The 17241-nt window shown below is 36.2% G+C and carries 14 protein-coding genes; 8 read left to right on the forward strand and 6 right to left on the reverse strand.

Annotation, left to right across the window (positions count from 1 at the left end; genetic code table 11):
- Positions 1-185 precede the first annotated feature (185 nt).
- The 3 genes from gdhA (at position 186) to rsmD (ending at position 4306) form a co-directional block, all read left to right on the forward strand.
- On the forward strand, positions 186-1529 hold the full coding sequence (gene gdhA, locus AC1MPL_RS10725; protein WP_479765937.1) for an NADP-specific glutamate dehydrogenase: 1344 nt from the start codon (positions 186-188) through the stop codon (positions 1527-1529).
- 165 nt (positions 1530-1694) lie between these two features.
- Positions 1695-3743: a penicillin-binding protein 2 gene (mrdA, locus tag AC1MPL_RS10730; RefSeq protein WP_479765938.1), complete on the forward strand. Its 2049-nt coding sequence runs from the start codon at positions 1695-1697 to the stop codon at positions 3741-3743.
- 11 nt (positions 3744-3754) lie between these two features.
- Complete coding sequence (rsmD, locus tag AC1MPL_RS10735; RefSeq protein ID WP_479765939.1) at positions 3755-4306, forward strand: 16S rRNA (guanine(966)-N(2))-methyltransferase RsmD; 552 nt, start codon at positions 3755-3757, stop codon at positions 4304-4306.
- 7 nt (positions 4307-4313) lie between these two features.
- Here the strand turns inward: rsmD and AC1MPL_RS10740 are convergent, their stop codons facing one another.
- From AC1MPL_RS10740 to sthA, 3 genes are all read right to left on the reverse strand, one after another.
- Positions 4314-4565 carry a hypothetical protein gene (locus AC1MPL_RS10740; protein ID WP_479765940.1) on the reverse strand — a complete coding sequence of 84 codons (252 nt, stop codon included), beginning with the start codon at positions 4563-4565 and terminating at the stop codon, positions 4314-4316.
- 172 nt (positions 4566-4737) lie between these two features.
- Positions 4738-5238, reverse strand: coding sequence for a DNA starvation/stationary phase protection protein Dps (dps, locus tag AC1MPL_RS10745; RefSeq protein WP_479765941.1), 501 nt, complete (start codon positions 5236-5238; stop codon positions 4738-4740).
- Positions 5239-5434: 196 nt separating this feature from the next.
- The gene (gene sthA, locus AC1MPL_RS10750) at positions 5435-6850 is read right to left on the reverse strand and encodes a Si-specific NAD(P)(+) transhydrogenase (RefSeq protein WP_479765942.1); all 1416 of its coding nucleotides are present in this window, start codon (positions 6848-6850) and stop codon (positions 5435-5437) included.
- A 196-nt stretch (positions 6851-7046) separates the two neighbouring features.
- On the opposite strand from sthA, the gene lipA reads away from it, so the two are divergent.
- Positions 7047-8060 carry a lipoyl synthase gene (gene lipA, locus AC1MPL_RS10755; RefSeq protein ID WP_479765943.1) on the forward strand — a complete coding sequence of 338 codons (1014 nt, stop codon included), beginning with the start codon at positions 7047-7049 and terminating at the stop codon, positions 8058-8060.
- 48 nt (positions 8061-8108) lie between these two features.
- Here the strand turns inward: lipA and AC1MPL_RS10760 are convergent, their stop codons facing one another.
- Positions 8109-9449, reverse strand: a complete 1341-nt coding sequence (locus tag AC1MPL_RS10760; RefSeq protein WP_479765944.1) for an amidase family protein — start codon at positions 9447-9449, stop codon at positions 8109-8111.
- A 26-nt stretch (positions 9450-9475) separates the two neighbouring features.
- On the reverse strand, positions 9476-10789 hold the full coding sequence (locus AC1MPL_RS10765; RefSeq protein ID WP_479765945.1) for an MFS transporter: 1314 nt from the start codon (positions 10787-10789) through the stop codon (positions 9476-9478).
- A 359-nt stretch (positions 10790-11148) separates the two neighbouring features.
- Between AC1MPL_RS10765 and AC1MPL_RS10770 the strand changes: the two genes are divergently transcribed.
- Positions 11149-11745, forward strand: a complete 597-nt coding sequence (locus AC1MPL_RS10770) for a CHAP domain-containing protein (protein WP_479765946.1) — start codon at positions 11149-11151, stop codon at positions 11743-11745.
- A 50-nt stretch (positions 11746-11795) separates the two neighbouring features.
- Here AC1MPL_RS10770 and AC1MPL_RS10775 read toward each other — a convergent pair whose 3' ends face one another.
- The gene (locus AC1MPL_RS10775; protein ID WP_479765947.1) at positions 11796-12251 is read right to left on the reverse strand and encodes a GNAT family N-acetyltransferase; all 456 of its coding nucleotides are present in this window, start codon (positions 12249-12251) and stop codon (positions 11796-11798) included.
- A gap of 148 nt (positions 12252-12399) precedes the next feature.
- On the opposite strand from AC1MPL_RS10775, the gene AC1MPL_RS10780 reads away from it, so the two are divergent.
- The 3 genes from AC1MPL_RS10780 to AC1MPL_RS10790 all read left to right on the forward strand — a co-directional run bounded on the left by AC1MPL_RS10780 (position 12400) and on the right by AC1MPL_RS10790 (position 17229).
- Positions 12400-13548 (forward strand): acetyltransferase domain-containing protein, encoded by a 1149-nt coding sequence (locus AC1MPL_RS10780; protein WP_479765948.1) that lies wholly within the window; start codon positions 12400-12402, stop codon positions 13546-13548.
- Positions 13549-13911: 363 nt separating this feature from the next.
- Positions 13912-14631: a 16S rRNA (uracil(1498)-N(3))-methyltransferase gene (locus AC1MPL_RS10785; RefSeq protein ID WP_479765949.1), complete on the forward strand. Its 720-nt coding sequence runs from the start codon at positions 13912-13914 to the stop codon at positions 14629-14631.
- A gap of 324 nt (positions 14632-14955) precedes the next feature.
- Positions 14956-17229 carry an NADP-dependent malic enzyme gene (locus AC1MPL_RS10790; protein WP_479765950.1) on the forward strand — a complete coding sequence of 758 codons (2274 nt, stop codon included), beginning with the start codon at positions 14956-14958 and terminating at the stop codon, positions 17227-17229.
- Positions 17230-17241: the final 12 nt, after the last annotated feature.

Raw genomic sequence — 17241 nt, forward strand, 5'->3', positions numbered from 1 at the left:
TGCAATGCTCAAAAAACTGTATCTATGGCAATCTTTAAAGCAGATCACGTACTCAAAAAATAGGCTAAGATTTCTTTTTTCCTTTTCATACAGACAGCAACTACGTTACATTGTTGATATATCTACTCACTTTTCTCGTGAGAAAAATACGATTTAAGCCATAATTTAGAATAAGGGTCAATACTTTGAAATATCATAGCCTTAAAGAATTTCTAGCAGCAGTAGAAAAAAACAATCCACATCAACCCGAATTTCTACAAGCTGTTGAAGAAGTGATGACAAGCTTATGGCCTTTTATTGAGAAAAACCCTCAATATACCAAACATGGTCTTTTAGATCGCTTAGTAGAACCAGAGCGAGTCATTCAGTTTCGTGTTGCTTGGATAGATGACCAAGGTGAAACTCAGGTAAATCGCGCATTTAGAGTACAGTACAATTCTGCACTTGGACCATTTAAAGGTGGAATGAGATTTCATCCATCTGTAAATCTCTCTATTTTAAAGTTTTTAGGCTTTGAGCAAATCTTCAAAAACTCTCTGACAACCTTACCTATGGGTGGCGGTAAAGGTGGTTCAGACTTTAACCCTAAAGGAAAATCAGACAATGAGATTATGCGCTTTTGTCAGGCACTTATGGTCGAACTTTATCGCCATCTAGGCCCTAACACTGATATTCCTGCTGGAGATATTGGCGTTGGAGGACGTGAAGTCGGTTATATGGCAGGTATGATGAAAAAGTTAAGTAATGATACCGCTTCAGTATTTACAGGTAAGGGAATCTCATTTGGCGGTAGCCTTATTCGTCCCGAAGCAACAGGCTATGGTGCAGTCTACTTTGCAGAAGAAATGCTCAAAACAAAACATCAGTCGTTTAAAGATAAAATAGTTTCTATCTCAGGTTCAGGCAATGTTGCCCAGTTTGCTGCCGAAAAAGCAATTTCTCTTGGTGCAAAGGTTGTTACACTCTCCGACTCTAATGGTACAGTTTACATTAAAGAAGGTTTTACATCAGAGTTGCTTGCCGATGTTATGAAAATTAAAAATGAAACACGCGGGCGTATTGCAGACTTTGCCCAAAAGCATCATTTTGAGTATTTTGAAAAACAAACACCATGGCATATTCCTGTAGATATTGCTCTACCTTGCGCCACTCAAAATGAGTTAACAGGTGACGATGCCCAAATACTCATTAAAAATGGTGTAATTTGTATTGCAGAGGGTGCAAATATGCCATGTACGCTTGAGGCAGTAGAACAATTTATTCAAGCTCAAGTTTTATATGCACCAGGAAAAGCATCTAATGCAGGCGGTGTAGCAACATCAGGCTTTGAAATGTCGCAAAATGCAATCCGACTGTCATGGTCACGAGATGAAGTCGACTCTCGTTTGCAAGATATCATGCGTGATATTCATAATAACTGTGTAAAATATGGTACAAAAGAAAATGGATTCGTCAACTATGTTGATGGTGCTAATATTGCAGGCTTCGTAAAAGTTGCAGATGCTATGATTGCGCAGGGTATTTTCTAATTATATAACACAGGCAACTATACTGAAACTTCATAGTATAGTTGCCCACAATACAACAACATCTAAAGAAATATTTACACAATAAATTCAATACAGTCTTTATTCACACGTCGCTTAGGTTAAAATAGTACGCTTTTCACCTTACCTTCTGCTGATATCGTCTATATGAAGCAACATTTTCCTTTAAAAAACGTACAACAAGAAAGACGCATTTATCGCAATCGAATATTTATTGCTGTTGGCTTAGTACTCGTATGTTTCTCAATGCTTATTGCGCGGTACTTCTATCTTCAAGTGGTGCACTATAAGGATTTTTCAGCTGCATCAGACAGTAACCGCATTCGCCTACAACCTATTGCCCCAACACGTGGTTATATTTATGACCGTAATGGCATTTTACTTGCAGACAACTATCCTGTTTTTACTGCAACGCTAAGTAAAGCCGATGTAGATGATATTGATGATACAGTACAGCGTTTAAAACCTATTTTAGACTTATCAGAAGATGATATTGATAAATTTAATGCACGTATAAAAACAGCAAAAAAGACCGAACGTGTTGCTTTAAAACTCAATATTAATGAAACCGAAATTGCACGTTTTAGTGAAACTAAGTATCAATTTCCTGGTGTACAAATTGAAACGCAAATGACACGCTATTACCCTTACGGTGAACTTTTTGCACATATTATTGGTTATGTAGGTCGAATTAATGACCGTGAATTAAAGAGCATTAATAAAGACACCTATGCAGGTACAAACCTTATTGGTAAAAGTGGTGTTGAAAGATATTATGAAAATCTGCTTCATGGTATTCCTGGTAATGAAGCCGTAGAAGCTGATGCACATGGCAATATTTTAAGACATTTAGGACGTAAGGAACCTGCTCAAGGTGATGATCTTTACCTATCTTTAGACTACGGCCTACAAGTTGTTGCTTCTGAACAATTGGCAGGAAGACGTGGTGCTGTTGTTGCAATCAATCCCAAAACTGGAGAAATATTAGCACTTGTATCTAGCCCAAGCTTTAACCCTAATCTCTTTGTTACAGGGATTAGCGGAAAAGACTATGCAGCACTCAGAGATAACTTAGACCAACCTTTATATAACCGTGCTGTGCAAGGGACATACCCTCCCGGTTCTACAATTAAACCTGTAGAGGGGTTGGGTGGTATTAACTATGGTGTCGTTGATTGGTCAACAGCAATTCACGACCCAGGTTACTTCCAGCTTCCAGGTGATCCACATAAATTTCGAGATTGGAAAAAAACTGGGCATGGCATTGTAAATATGAACAAAGCCATCCAAGAGTCATGTGATACCTACTTCTATATACTTGCAAACCAAATGGGTATCGAGCATATGAATGAGTGGATGCGCCAATTTGGTTTCGGTGCAAAGACAGGACTCGACTTACCAAGTGAAAGTACTGGTATTTACCCTAACCCTGAATGGAAGATGAAAAACTACAAGTCTAAATGGCTACGTGGTGAAACAATTTCAGTAAGTATTGGTCAAGGTGCATTTACAGCAACACCTGTACAACTTGCAATGGCTATTGCAATTTTGTCAAATCAAGGTAAACACATTACCCCTCACGTACTTTCATCTGTAAAAGGTGCCCTTCCTCACCCTATTCATAACGATACAGATGGCAACGTCAAATTTAATGGTACACAAGAAGATTGGTTAAAAATGCGTGATGCCATGGTAGATGTAATTAATCATGGTACAGGTCGCAGTATTCGAACCAATGCATATCAAATTGCAGGAAAAACAGGTACAGCACAGGTTAAAAGTATTGCTCAAGGTAAAAAATATAATGAAGCATTACTGACACAACGAGAATATGACCATGGTTTATTTGTAGGCTTTGCACCTGCGGAAAACCCTGAAATTGCACTTGCTGTTATTTGGGAAAATGGTCGCCATGGTGGTGCTGCTGCACATATTGCTAAACCAATATTTGACTATTGGATGGTGCAACGTAAGACTAACCCAATTAAACCAACTGCCCAACAAGTCAATGGTGGTTTAATGACTGCGGGCTTAAAGCCTGGACAACTGCCAAGTATTGGTAAAATGCTAGAGGCTGACCCAAATGCAATTGCAACAACTAGCCCAGTTGCCCACCTTGTAAAGCCTATATCAACACCTGCTGTGACATCCGATCGTGCAACAGGTGATGTTCCAGATACAGATATTAGCGAATAGATAGATATTATATGAAAAATCAGTTACGTATTATTGGTGGTGAATGGAAGCGCAGACAGCTTCCTTTTGCTTCCATTGAAGGTTTACGACCAACACCCGATCGAGTTAGAGAAACTCTTTTCAATTGGCTCATGTGGGATATTCAAAACACCTCTGTTTTAGATACATGTACAGGTTCTGGTGCACTGGCTTTTGAGGCACTTTCACGAGGTGCTTCACACGTCACGCTCATCGAACCCAGCAAACAGCAAGCCAAATTTCTACTAGAAAATATTCAAATGCTAAATATTCGAGATAGGTGTGAACTTCATTGCAAAATAGCTGAAGATGTATTGCCAAACTTAAAAAAAACATTTGATGTTGTTTTTCTAGATCCACCTTACAGCTTAAAATTATGGGAAAATTTATCTGTAATGATTGACCCTTTACTAAATCTAAATGCCTTTATTTATATTGAAGCAGATATTCCATTTGCACAAATTAAACTACCCAATTCATGGCAAAAAATTAAAGAAACCAAAGCAGGAACAGTACATGCAGGTCTATACCAAAAAAGGTCCTAATACATAACTACTCATCGTCATCTTCATACTTTTCACGTTCTTTAAATAGTTTAACCCCTGTAATCATTTGATGAATCTCATGTGATGGTGGCTGATGCTCTAAGCCATCATCATCAAAAAATCCATTATCTAAAGTTGAATTTACCAAATGAGGAAAGTCACTATAAATCTGTATAGGCATTACACCTGCATGCGTTGGTACGACAATACAACCTGTAATAGATAAAATGCACAATAAGGAAATCCAAAAATGTTTCATAGAAAACCTAAATACAATATTGAACAATATTTATTTTGTAGGAACTACCCTAGATAAATATGAATAGTTCGTAATCGTTTTATATTTCTTATGATTCTTATTGCATTTCAAACATACTAAATTTGTAAAAAAGCCAACCCTAAATAGAGTTGGCTTTTATGTATCATACAGCTTACTTTTCTTTTTCGATATTTGCTTCAATAAACCATAAATGCTGATCTAAATCTTCAAGTGCAGCATGAATAATATCTTCAGAAATTGGATCTTCAATTTCTTCAATAGTAGAACGAAGATGATTTGCAACCACAGCGTAACAATCTGCAAGTTGCACTAAATGATCTTGCACATCATATATATCTGTTGGATATGCTTTTAATTGCGAATCTTTACCTACAACTTGCGTCGTTCCTAAAGCTGTACCACCAATTTGTACTGCGCGCTCAGCAACATTATCTAAATGTGTAATAATCGATGTTCTAAATGTATCTAACATTTCATGGACAGCAATGAAATTACTGCCACGCATATTCCAATGTGCTTGCTTAGTAATTAAAGATAAATCAATCAAATTAGATAAAATCTGATTTAAAATTTTTAATGTAGATTCTTTAATTTTTTCATCAAGGTTATTACGTGTATAAACACGACCCAATGTTTTACTCTTTGTTGTCATAGTATCCTCTTGTATAGAACAATGGAATTTAAAATCGTTATGGTTATAAAATAGCTCAAATTTTATTCTGTATCGAGCATATGTTTCATATTAAAACAGAGCAATAACAATTGTTATCATATTTTTTAAGCAAAATGTAAATCATCATCTATCAAAATAGGTAATGCCGATAAATATTCGACATTACCCTTTCAAACTAAAATAAACGATTGAGCCCATTGAGTGCAGCGACACGATACGCTTCTGCCATTGTCGGGTAATTAAATGTTGTTTCAACAAAATACTTCAGTGAATTATTTTGGCTTTGCATAATGGCTTGTCCAATATGAATAATTTCAGATGCATTATTGCCAAAACAGTGGATACCTAAAATTTCCAAAGTATCACGATGAAATAAGATTTTTAACTCACCTACCGTGTCACCCGTAATTTGTGCACGTGCCAAATGACGAAAAGATGACTGCCCAACCTCATAAGGCACTTTCTCTTCTGTTAAATCTTGCTCTGTTTTACCAAAACATGAGATTTCAGGAATCGTATAAATACCTGTTGGAATGTCCGTAACAGGTTTTACATTTTCCTCACCACTCATATTTGACCCTGCACAACGCCCTTGATCATAAGCAGCCGATGCAAGAGATGGCCATCCAACAACATCACCTGCAGCATAAATATTTTCTACTGATGTTTGATATAACTCATTGACAGAAAGCTGACCACGGCTATTTGGTGTTAAACCAATATTTTCAAGCCCTAAACCATCTGTATTTCCTGAACGACCGTTACACCATAAAATGGCATCTGCTTTAATCTTCTTACCACTTTGTAAGTACAAAATCACATAGTCATCAGATGTTTCCAAATGGTCGATTTGCTCATTGTGGCGAATTAGTACCCCTTGTTCACGCAAATGATAAGACAAAGCATCTGAAATTTCAGTATCTAAATAACTCAATAATTTTGGCTGTGTATTAATCAAATCTACTTTATGATTCAGACCAATAAATATAGAAGCATATTCACAACCAATCACACCAGCACCATAAATAATAATTTTTTTAATGGTGTAATCTAAATCTAAAATTTTATCTGAATCAAATACACGCGGATGATTAAAATCTAAACCTTGTGGATGATATGGACGACTTCCTGTCGCTATCACAAGCTCAGTAAACAAGATAGTTTCTTTCACACCATCTGGTGTAAATACAACCACAGTATTTTTATCTTGAATATAAGCACGACCATAAAACACATCAATATTATTTCGGTCATAGAAACGGCTATGTGTTGCAACTTGTTTTTGAATAACACGATGTGCATGACTTAATACTTGTTTCATGGTGAACTTTTTCCACTCACCTACCTTTTGAAACAATGGGTCACGCTGATAACGCATAATGCTTGAAACAGTCTGACGTAGTGCCTTACTTGGAATTGTACCAACATGGGTACAATTCCCACCAAGCTGACCACGCATATCTACAATTGCTACCCGTTTACCTGACTTAGTTAGTTTCATGGCAGCCCCTTCACCAGCAGGGCCTGAACCTAATACAATGGCATCATACTTACTAAAATTCCCTCTAATCACTTCTTTCTTACGTGACATATATCACTCCTTCCATTGTTTTCATTTATTTTAGCCTAATTCAGTTTCTTTTAGATGCTACTTTGCGTTATTTTCAGCAAGTTATACTTTCTTATTAACAAATATCCATTACTCCCCTCAATGGCACATTTTTCGTTATAATGCTACTGTATAGCAAAGAGCCATTTAAAATTGTCAAACAGTGGAAATGTTGAAAATGACGAAAAACCGTAAGCCAGAACAGGGGGTAAAACTTCGCGGCGCAGATAAAGTCGCTAGAATTCCTGTAAAAGTTATTCCTACGGTTGAAGTGCCACGCAAACCCGATTGGATTCGGGTAAAAATGACAGCACCTGAAGAAGTTCAACGTATAAAAACGACTTTACGCGCACAAAAATTACATACCGTTTGTGAAGAGGCAGCATGTCCTAACCTACCTGAGTGTTTTGGTGGTGGTACAGCAACCTTTATGATTATGGGTGATATTTGTACACGTCGCTGTCCATTTTGCGATGTTGCACATGGACGACCAAATGCGCTAGATGCAGATGAGCCACGCCATATGGCAGAAACAATTGCCAATTTACATTTAAAATATGCTGTGATCACCTCTGTAGACAGAGATGATTTGCTCGATGGTGGTGCACAGCACTTTGTTGATTGTATCAAAGAAGCACGTGCCCTTAGCCCAACGACACTGCTTGAAATCTTAGTACCCGACTTCAGAGGTCGTATGGATGTTGCCCTCGATATTATGGCAGCATGCCCACCCGATGTATTTAACCATAATATTGAAACTGTACCTCGACTCTATAAAGCCATGCGTCCGGGTTCAGATTATCAACACTCTTTGACGCTACTACAGCGCTTTAAAGAAATGCGCCCAGATATTCCAACAAAATGTGGACTAATGGTAGGTATTGGCGAAACTGAAGAAGAAGTTATTTCTTTATTGGATGACTTACATGCGCACGGTGTGGACTATGTGACGATTGGTCAGTACCTACAGCCGTCAAAAGAACATGCAGCACTTGAACGTTTTGTAACGCCTGAAGAATTTGAGCGTTATGCAGAACATGGTCGTAAACTTGGGTTTAGAAACATTTGGTCTGCTCCTATGGTGCGCTCAAGTTACTTTGCAGACCGTCAGTACTATGGTGAACCTGTGCCACAAGTACGCAGAAAAGTAGATCCTGCGAAAAAAATTGCTGTACAGACAATAGAAGCCTAATAAATAAGAGACCAAACATTTAAGTTTGGTCTCTTTCTCAAATGATAGTTACAACCCTTCAAAAAAATGTGCTGCACGGAAAACACTTTCATCATCTCCTGAATATGAAGAAATAAGTAATCCTGTTGGCAACCCTCGGTTACAAAAACCATTAGACACGGTAATCGCTGGTGTATCTAAAAAACTTCCTGGCATAGTTAAACGTAAACTGCGCTTATTCCAATCAAAAAAAGTTTCTTCACTTTCAAGTAATGGCGCCAGTTCAGGTGCTGTATGCATTACTGTTGGTGTAAGCAGTAAAGAACCATTCAATTCAACACGAAGCTGTTGCTGTAATTTTTGCTTCAAGAAATATAACTTAATTTGCTTCGATGCAGGGAAATGACGCGCTGTTTCCAATCTTGAGCGAATATATTGATCCATTTTTTCTGCATCAGAAGAATTGAGTAAATCTTCATGTAATGTGAATGCTTCTGCCGCTCCAAGCCACAACCCATCATCAACCAAATCTAAACTTTGCTGAAATGCATCAATTGGTCGATACTCCACTAAACAACCTTGTTCTTTCAGTTTTTCTACACTTTGAGCAAAATTATTTTTTACATCTTCTGAGGTTTTAGGATGTGAGAAAACACGCTCATCAACAACAAAACTCATTTGCTGTGGTTTTATCTGTATTTGAGGAATCTCTAAAATATTCTTTCCAAGTAATAAATTATCTAGTGCTTTACAGTCACGTACACTAAGTGCTAAAGGCCCTAAAGTATCTAAAGTTTTTGCAAGCTCAAATACACCTTCTTTTGCATAACGCGTATAACTACTTCTATATCCCACCAAGCCATTAAAAGCAGCAGGGATACGAATAGAACCTGCTGTATCTGAACCCATAGCTAGTGGTACTGTGCCTCTGCCTACAGAAATGGCAGCGCCAGAAGAAGAACCTCCCGAAACACAATTATTGTCATATATATTTTTAGGATGCCCAAAAAAAGGATTTAGTCCTAATCCTGAATATGCAAACTCAGATAAATTTGTTTTACCAACATTTACCATACCTTTCTGAGTTAATGTTGCAACCATACTCGCATCGGCTGTCTTTATCTTACTCTCATTTAAAACTGGAGAACCTGCAGTTGTCTTATAGCCTTGAATATCAAATAAATCTTTCCATGAAATAGGTACACCATCAAAAATTGAGAGGGGCTGACCTGCTTCCCATCTTGCCTGAGCAGATTTTGCTTCTCTATAAGCACGTGCTTCACAAAGTTGGATATACACACTGTCTGTTTGCTGAATTTTTTCAAATGCATTTTCTAAAGCTTGCAAAGGGTTAAGTGTTTTTTTCTGAAACTGTTCAGCAATTGAAATCGCATCTTGTAAGTGCTTCACGGTTATACTCCAACGTAGAAAATAAACTAATGAATAGCAGGAATCGTATGTTTTTGTGGTAAATCTACTTTAATTTTTCTATGCGGCTGTAGCATGGCCATACAGCACATACTTACTCCTGCAACACAAGCAGTTGCATAGAAAATGGCATGGTATGAATAATATTGTGCAAGCCAACCTGAAAGTAAAGGAGAAAGAATGGCTGAGCCATTTGCAATCGCAAGTGTTACACCAGAGAACACCCCAATATTTTGATGAGGAGAAACATCCATTACAACTGAGTAATAAACATTGTTAATCATTGCATTACATGCATTCCCTAATGCAATAAGAAGAATAATTGTAGTTGCAGTATGCATAAAAGGTACTATTGCAAAACATATTGCAGTTAAAGCCAGCATGACCATAGCAAAAATATTTCTCGCAATTTTCAAATGATACTTTTTATACAAAAAATCACTAATATAGCCACCCAATACCACAGTAATGGTAGACCCCACCCATGGAATCATAGCCATATACCAGAGTGCATTTAAGTTATAGTGGAAGGTATCTTGTAAATATTTCGGACCCCAAGACATAATTGTAAATGTGACATATAGAAATGCAAAATAGCCAAAAGCATTAAGCACCAGTGTTCGATTCTGAAAAAATGTCCACCACGGTAGTTTCTCCGCCTGTTCTTCTCTATCTTTTTGAATTTCAGCCAACTCATTTTTTGTAACTTTTAGATGCTTCTCAGGTGAATCTTGAAATCTAAAATAAAAAACCACCATAAACATAAAAGAAACTATGCCTAACAGCACAAACATCGTTCTCCAACTATGTGTTGTCATCAATAAAAAAACTGCAATTGGTGCTGTCAGCAATCCAGCAACTTGTGTACTCAATAACCCTAAACTTAATGAAAAACTTCGCTCATTTTTAGGTGCCCAATTGGCAATAGATTTATTTAATAAAGGGTATGCAGGTCCTTCAGCAATACCAAATAGCACTCTAAACATTGCAAAACCCATTAAAGATGACCCAAAAAAGAAAACGCCTATATTTCCTGCCCAAGCCGTAAATATTTCAATAACCGACCATGCTAGACCAAAACACAGCCATACTTTCTTTGTTCCAAAACGATCGGCTAATCCACCTCCTAACAGTGCTCCAATTAAATAACCAAAACCAAAATAACCAAGTACAGCACCTATTTGTACCTTAGATAAACTATATTCTTTGGCAATATCATTAATTGCAAATGGAAGTGCACCACGATCAATATAGTTAATGAGAATAAGAGCAAACAACAGCATAAAAATAGAATACCGATACCTCATATTATTTTTTTTCATTTTGCTTACCTTCGTTATATCACTCTTATCTTTTAGAAATTTATGAGTATTTAGATAAAAAATACAAAGCAAAATAGGTGCCAAAGAATATTGACTTAACTTAATTTATAGTAATTTTAAAAATTTTTTTTAAAATAAAAATTATAAGCCATTGTTATTAATTATTTTTATAAGAATCAATATATTATTTTATTATGTGTTTTTTAACTATTAACATTTTGTAACGTCATTTTTTCTCTTTTGGTCAATTTAAGATAGATTGTCATATATCAATGTTATAGTATTGCATACACCTTAACTTCGCCCTGAGTATAAAAAAGCTTACTCAGTATTCATGTGTTACCGAGAATGTTTTTGCAATGATCCACCATACGCATCACCAAGACCACGCCCACCACAGCGCTCATACACACATTGTTGCTCATGCTCACTCATCCGCTAGTAAAAATAGTGGTCTAAACAAGCATAAGCAACATACATCTACTCAATCTAAGACTCATAAAGCTGTTACTAAAAAGAATACAGCCAAGACGTCAAAGAAAAAAGCACATCACCATACATTTAATGCACGTGCACAAGCAAATAAACCAAGTCACAACCATATTAATGTAAATAAATTTACGCATACGCTTGTAGCAAGTGCTCGCCGTAAAAGCACAGAAAAATGTGCTAAACATGTGCGCTTGGCTTTAGAGTCTGCGGGTGCTAATGTAACAAGCCATCCAGTTGCTGCTGCAGACTGGGGACATACACTAGAAAAAATTGGTTATAGACAAATTTCTCCTGCTTTTGATAGCCCACGTAAAGGTGATATCTATATTATCAATCGTACACGATCACATGAATATGGTCATATTGCCGGCTACACAGGGTCTGACTGGGTCTCAGATTTTAAACAAAATAGCTATGCCGTTTATAGTGGCAATGCAACCTATAAATACTATCGCTTAATCTAGTATATTTTCAGACTATAAAAGACAAAAGCTGACAGCACTCCTTTTGTCTTTTATTGACAACTATATGTTAAAAATAATGTCTCTTTATCTTCTGTAAAACCCATCTTCTTATACAAATTTTGTGCACTCTTATTGGTCATGCCCGTTTCTAGCATTAAAAATTTTGCATCAGTTTGCTGTGCTAAATTAATTGCCCCTTGCATCAAAAACTCAGCAATACCTTGCCTTCTAAAACCATCATGAACATACAAGTCATTTAGTATCCAAGCTTTTTTCATCGAAACAGATGAAAAAATAGGATACAGCTGAATAAAACCTACTATTTTATTCTCATTATTCTTATAAATAATAAACTCGGCATCTTTATTCTTCAGTCTTGTTTCAATAAATTGATACGCAGCCAAAAAATTACTTTCTTGTTTATAAAAAACTCTATAAGCATTAAACAACTCAGCTAAATCATAAATATCTTGCTCAGTTTCAATTTTAAAAGTATTGATTTCCACATTTATCTCTATAATTTTTCAATGAATAACTAAATTATATTAGTTTCTTCTCGCTTCAAAGAGTGATTTATCAAAATAAAAGGATAAAATAGGATTCATACAAGTGTTATGTTATCTTATAACATTTAAATTTCATCTTATTTAATTCATGTCAGTTCAACTCTCTCAACGACTATATGCTATAGATGCACTTCGTGGTTTGGTCATTATTATTATGATGCTTGATCATGTAAGAGAAACCTTTTTCTTGCACCATCAAGTGCCCGATCCCATGATCATTAGTGAAACAGAACCTTCTCTTTTTTTAAGTAGAACACTTGCACATATCTGTGCACCTGTTTTTGTATTACTTACAGGTCTTTCCGCCTATCTCTACCAACAAAAAAATAATAGCATTCAGCTTACTCAATCCTTTTTAATGAAAAGAGGATTATTTCTCATTGTATTAGAATTAGTGATCGTAAATTTTGCATGGACAGGTCAATTCCCACCTCAAACAATTTATTTGCAAGTTATTTGGGCAATTGGTATTAGTATGGTCTGTCTTGCAGGTCTAATTACATTACCTCGAATAGGTCAGTGGTCTATTGCACTACTCATTATATTTGGTCACAATTTATTAGATCATATTTCCTTTGCAAATACATCATTCCAACCCATCTGGAATATTCTTCATGAACGTGGCTGGATTACTTTTGAAAATGGTTTAAGAATTCGTACAACCTACCCTATTTTGCCATGGATCGGACTCATTTTATTAGGCTATTGTTTTGGTCAAACATGGTTTAAAGAAAATATCCAAGTAAAACAACGACAAAAAATGATTCTAACGACTGCAGTTATCAGTCTATCACTGTTTATTGTACTTAGATTTATCAATATTTACGGCGATAAAACATGGCAACATATGCCAACCTTGCTAGAAACACTTATGAGTTTTCTAAATTTAACAAAATACCCGCCCTCTTTATTCTTCATTTTATGGAATGGTGGTATTGGGCTTTTATTACTTCTATTTTTAGAAAAAAATCAAAATAAATCATGGGTTAAACCCCTTATTACTTTTGGTTCTGTACCCATGTTTTTTTATATTTTTCATCTTTTTGTACTTAAAATACTTTATATAATTGCAGTAAGTTTCTTTGGCTTAAATCATGGTAAATACTTTGGCTTTAATGATATTTCTACAGTTTGGCTTGTAAGTATTATTTTATGCATTTGTCTTTACCCTGCAATTCATGCATTTTCAAAATTTAAGCATAATAATAAACATATTACTCTTCTAAAATATTTCTAAACTTAACTTGAGGAGCACATTCACAGCTCCTCAAATTTAACTCTAGATAGAAAGCCAACCAGAATAATCATTTGAAGATAATACACATAATATCTATTTATAAATTAAGCTAATCGTATAAAAGCATCTCAATGATCCACAACCCTAGTTTTTTTCAGGTATAAACTGGTTTCTTAAAAATCTAATAATAATTATAAACATACTCAGAATTAAACCTATTAAACTGTACTAAAGTTATACGAACGTATGATTAAGGGTAGCGTACTAAGCACACATGTTTATACTATAAATATCATTTACCCAACAAAATATTGGGTTAAGATATTCTTTAATCTAAATATATATTTAAGAGTCCTACGCCTCATGAGTAACCGTTTTTATATAGATACAGCATTAAATGTAGATACACGTGTTGAACTTACAGAAACGGTTTTTCACCATTGGGTACGTGTTTTACGCGCTAAGTTAAATGAGGAAGCAATTTTTTTTAATGGCAAAGGTGGAGAATATAAAGTCAGCCTTGTAGAAATTAATAAAAAGAATGCCTTTGTAGATGTACAAACATTTTCACCCGATAATAGATCTCCTCGCTTTAATGGACTTCTAGGACAAGTAATGTCTAAAGGAGATCGTATGGATTATGCAATACAAAAAGCTGTTGAGTTAGGTGTACATACAATTCAACTACTTACCAGTGAACGTTGTGAAATGCGATTAAAATATGATCGAGATCAAAAAAAAATAGACCATTGGCAGGCTGTTGCCATTGCAGCATGTGAGCAATGCGGACTAAATTTAGTTCCCAAAGTATTGCCACCCAAGAACCTACAAGACTGGTTAAATGATGAACTCCCTTCTACTCGCCTTGTACTTGCACCCAATAAAGCACAAGTAGATGTCTTACAACATGTAACACCCGATATAGCTTTACTCATTGGTCCTGAAGGCGGACTCTCGGAAGATGAAATTCTGCAAGCAAATAAGAAAAAATTTCAAAATTGGTGTATTGGCGAGCGTGTTTTACGTACTGAAACTGCCCCAGTTGTTGCTCTATCTATACTAAACTTCACTTTTAACAAATAAGATAAGCAACTTTCATAACGGGAATATAAGGGACTAGAAAGGTATTTTTTATAACTTCTATGATATTTAAATACAATTAAGAGATTGATAGTAGTGAATATTTATATGTATTGGTTAATTATTAAGCCTTATAACTGTTCATTTAAAACCCTTTTTCTCAAAACAGTAACTTATTTGCCATAGGCAAGCCTATTAAGGCTCCTTTATACTTTTAGTTTTAGTCTGTTTATCGCTGTGCTAAATCTTTAACTAATGCTATATTCAAACTGTATGTGTTCTAGTGTCTTATAAATCACTAGACTAAACTGTACTAAAGAGATTCAAATGGACGATCAAACACTTAAACAACAAGCTTTAAATTATCATGAATTTCCAACTCCTGGAAAAATTAGCGTTACGCCAAGCAAACAGCTCAGCAATCAACGTGATTTGGCATTAGCCTATTCTCCAGGGGTGGCAGAACCTTGCTTAGAAATTGCACGTGATCCATCTACAGCAGCAAAATATACTGCACGTGGTAACTTAGTTGCTGTTATCAGTAATGGAACAGCAGTCTTAGGATTGGGGAATATTGGTCCATTGGCTTCCAAACCTGTTATGGAAGGTAAAGGCGTTCTTTTCAAAAAATTTGCTGGTGTTGATGTTTTTGATATTGAAATTGCTGAAAACGATCCTGATAAAATTGTAGATATCGTTGCAGCACTTGAACCAACTTTTGGCGGAATTAACTTAGAAGATATTAAAGCCCCTGAGTGCTTCTATATCGAGAAAAAACTCCGTGAACGCATGAACATTCCTGTGTTCCATGATGATCAACATGGAACAAGTATCATTGTAGGTTCAGCGCTACTCAACGCATTAGAACTTAATGGTAAAAAAATTGAATCATTAAAAATTGTTGCATCGGGTGCAGGTGCGGCAGCACTTTCTTGCTTAGACCTATTATGTGCTTTGGGTGCTAAAAAAGAAAATATCATTGTTGCAGATTCTCGCGGTCTTATTACAACATCTAGAGAGAACCTAGATGTATCTAAGAAACGCTATATGCAAGATATTCCTGAAACTAAGCTGCATGAAGTCATTGAAAATGCAGATATGTTCCTTGGGCTTTCAGCAGCTGGTATCTTAACAAAAGATATGGTTAAGAAAATGGCGCAAGATCCAATTATCTTTGCTCTTGCAAACCCAGATCCTGAAATTTTACCAGAGCATGCACATGAAGTTCGCTCTGATGTAATTATGGCTACAGGTCGTTCAGACTATCCAAACCAAGTAAACAATGCACTTTGCTTCCCTTACATTTTCCGTGGTGCGCTTGATGTTGGTGCAACTACAATTAATGAGGAAATGAAAGTTGCTTGTGTACATGCCATTGCACGCATGGCACATGTCGAAGCTGATACTTCTACTTATGGTGAAAAGCCTACTGCATTTGGTCGTGACTACCTTATTCCTGGACCACTAGATCAACGTCTTATTCTAGAAATTGCGCCTGCTGTTGCACAAGCAGCGATGGATTCTGGTGTAGCAACACGTCCAATTGAAGATATGAATACATATCATCAAAAATTATCTGAGTTCGTATATAACACAGCATTTATTATGAAACCTATTTTTGCACAAGCAAAAAAAGCGCCTAAGCGCATTGCTTACGCAGAAGGTGAAGATGTACGTGTACTTCGAGCTGCTCAAGTAGTTGTAGATGAAGGTCTTGCACGTCCAATTCTAGTGGGCCGTACTGCAGTTATCGAAGCAAACATTCAAAAACTCGGTTTACGCTTACATAATGGTATTAACATTGAAATTGTAGACCAAGAGCATAACCCGCAATACGAAGAGTGCTGGAAAAACTACCATGAAGTTATGAAGCGCAAAGGGGTTACTGTTGAATATGCGCAACGCGAAGCGCGTCGTCGTTCAACAATTATTGCTTCTATGCTTTTAAAAACAGGTAAAGTTGACGGTATGCTTTGTGGTACATACAGCAGTTATGAACGCCACTTAGAGTTTGTTAACAATATTATTGGGCTTAAAGAAGGCATGAATAACTTCTTTACCCTCAATGCACTAATGCTAGGTGATCGCAACCTATTCATTGCTGATACATATGTCAATACAAACCCAAATGCCGAGCAATTGGCTGAAATGACTGTACTGGCTGCTGAAGAAGTACGTCGCTTTGGTATAGAACCACGCATTGCTCTACTTTCTCATTCTAGTTTTGGTAGTAACCAAACTGATGAAAGTGCGCAAAAAATGCGTAAAGTTTATGAGTTACTTTCTGAGCGTGCGCCTGAACTTATCGTTGAAGGTGAAATGCATGGTGATGCTGCATTAGATGAAAATATTCGTCATTTTGCATTCCCTAATTCACGCTATAAAGGTTCAGCAAATTTACTTATTATGCCGAACCTTGATGCTGCAAATATTGCCTTTAACCTTTTAAAGTCAACTACTGGCAACAATGTAACGATTGGACCTATTCTTTTAGGTGCTGCAAAACCAGTACATATTTTAACACCAACGGCAACAACACGTCGTTTAGTAAATATGACTGCTGTAACAGTGACTGCGATTCAGCAACAACAAGGAAAATAATTCATTCTGACT

This window comes from Acinetobacter sp. N1-1 (assembly GCF_056711485.1).

Bases quoted from the DNA above. Each gene is read 5' to 3' on its own strand.
- mrdA (WP_479765938.1), top strand. From the start codon at position 1,695: ATGAAGCAACATTTTCCTTTAAAAAACGTACAACAAGAAAGACGCATT.
- rsmD (WP_479765939.1), top strand. From the start codon at position 3,755: ATGAAAAATCAGTTACGTATTATTGGTGGTGAATGGAAGCGCAGACAG.
- AC1MPL_RS10740 (WP_479765940.1), bottom strand. From the start codon at position 4,565: ATGAAACATTTTTGGATTTCCTTATTGTGCATTTTATCTATTACAGGT.
- dps (WP_479765941.1), bottom strand. From the start codon at position 5,238: ATGACAACAAAGAGTAAAACATTGGGTCGTGTTTATACACGTAATAAC.
- sthA (WP_479765942.1), bottom strand. From the start codon at position 6,850: ATGTCACGTAAGAAAGAAGTGATTAGAGGGAATTTTAGTAAGTATGAT.
- lipA (WP_479765943.1), top strand. From the start codon at position 7,047: ATGACGAAAAACCGTAAGCCAGAACAGGGGGTAAAACTTCGCGGCGCA.
- AC1MPL_RS10765 (WP_479765945.1), bottom strand. From the start codon at position 10,789: ATGAAAAAAAATAATATGAGGTATCGGTATTCTATTTTTATGCTGTTG.
- AC1MPL_RS10770 (WP_479765946.1), top strand. From the start codon at position 11,149: ATGATCCACCATACGCATCACCAAGACCACGCCCACCACAGCGCTCAT.
- AC1MPL_RS10780 (WP_479765948.1), top strand. From the start codon at position 12,400: ATGTCAGTTCAACTCTCTCAACGACTATATGCTATAGATGCACTTCGT.
- AC1MPL_RS10785 (WP_479765949.1), top strand. From the start codon at position 13,912: ATGAGTAACCGTTTTTATATAGATACAGCATTAAATGTAGATACACGT.
- AC1MPL_RS10790 (WP_479765950.1), top strand. From the start codon at position 14,956: ATGGACGATCAAACACTTAAACAACAAGCTTTAAATTATCATGAATTT.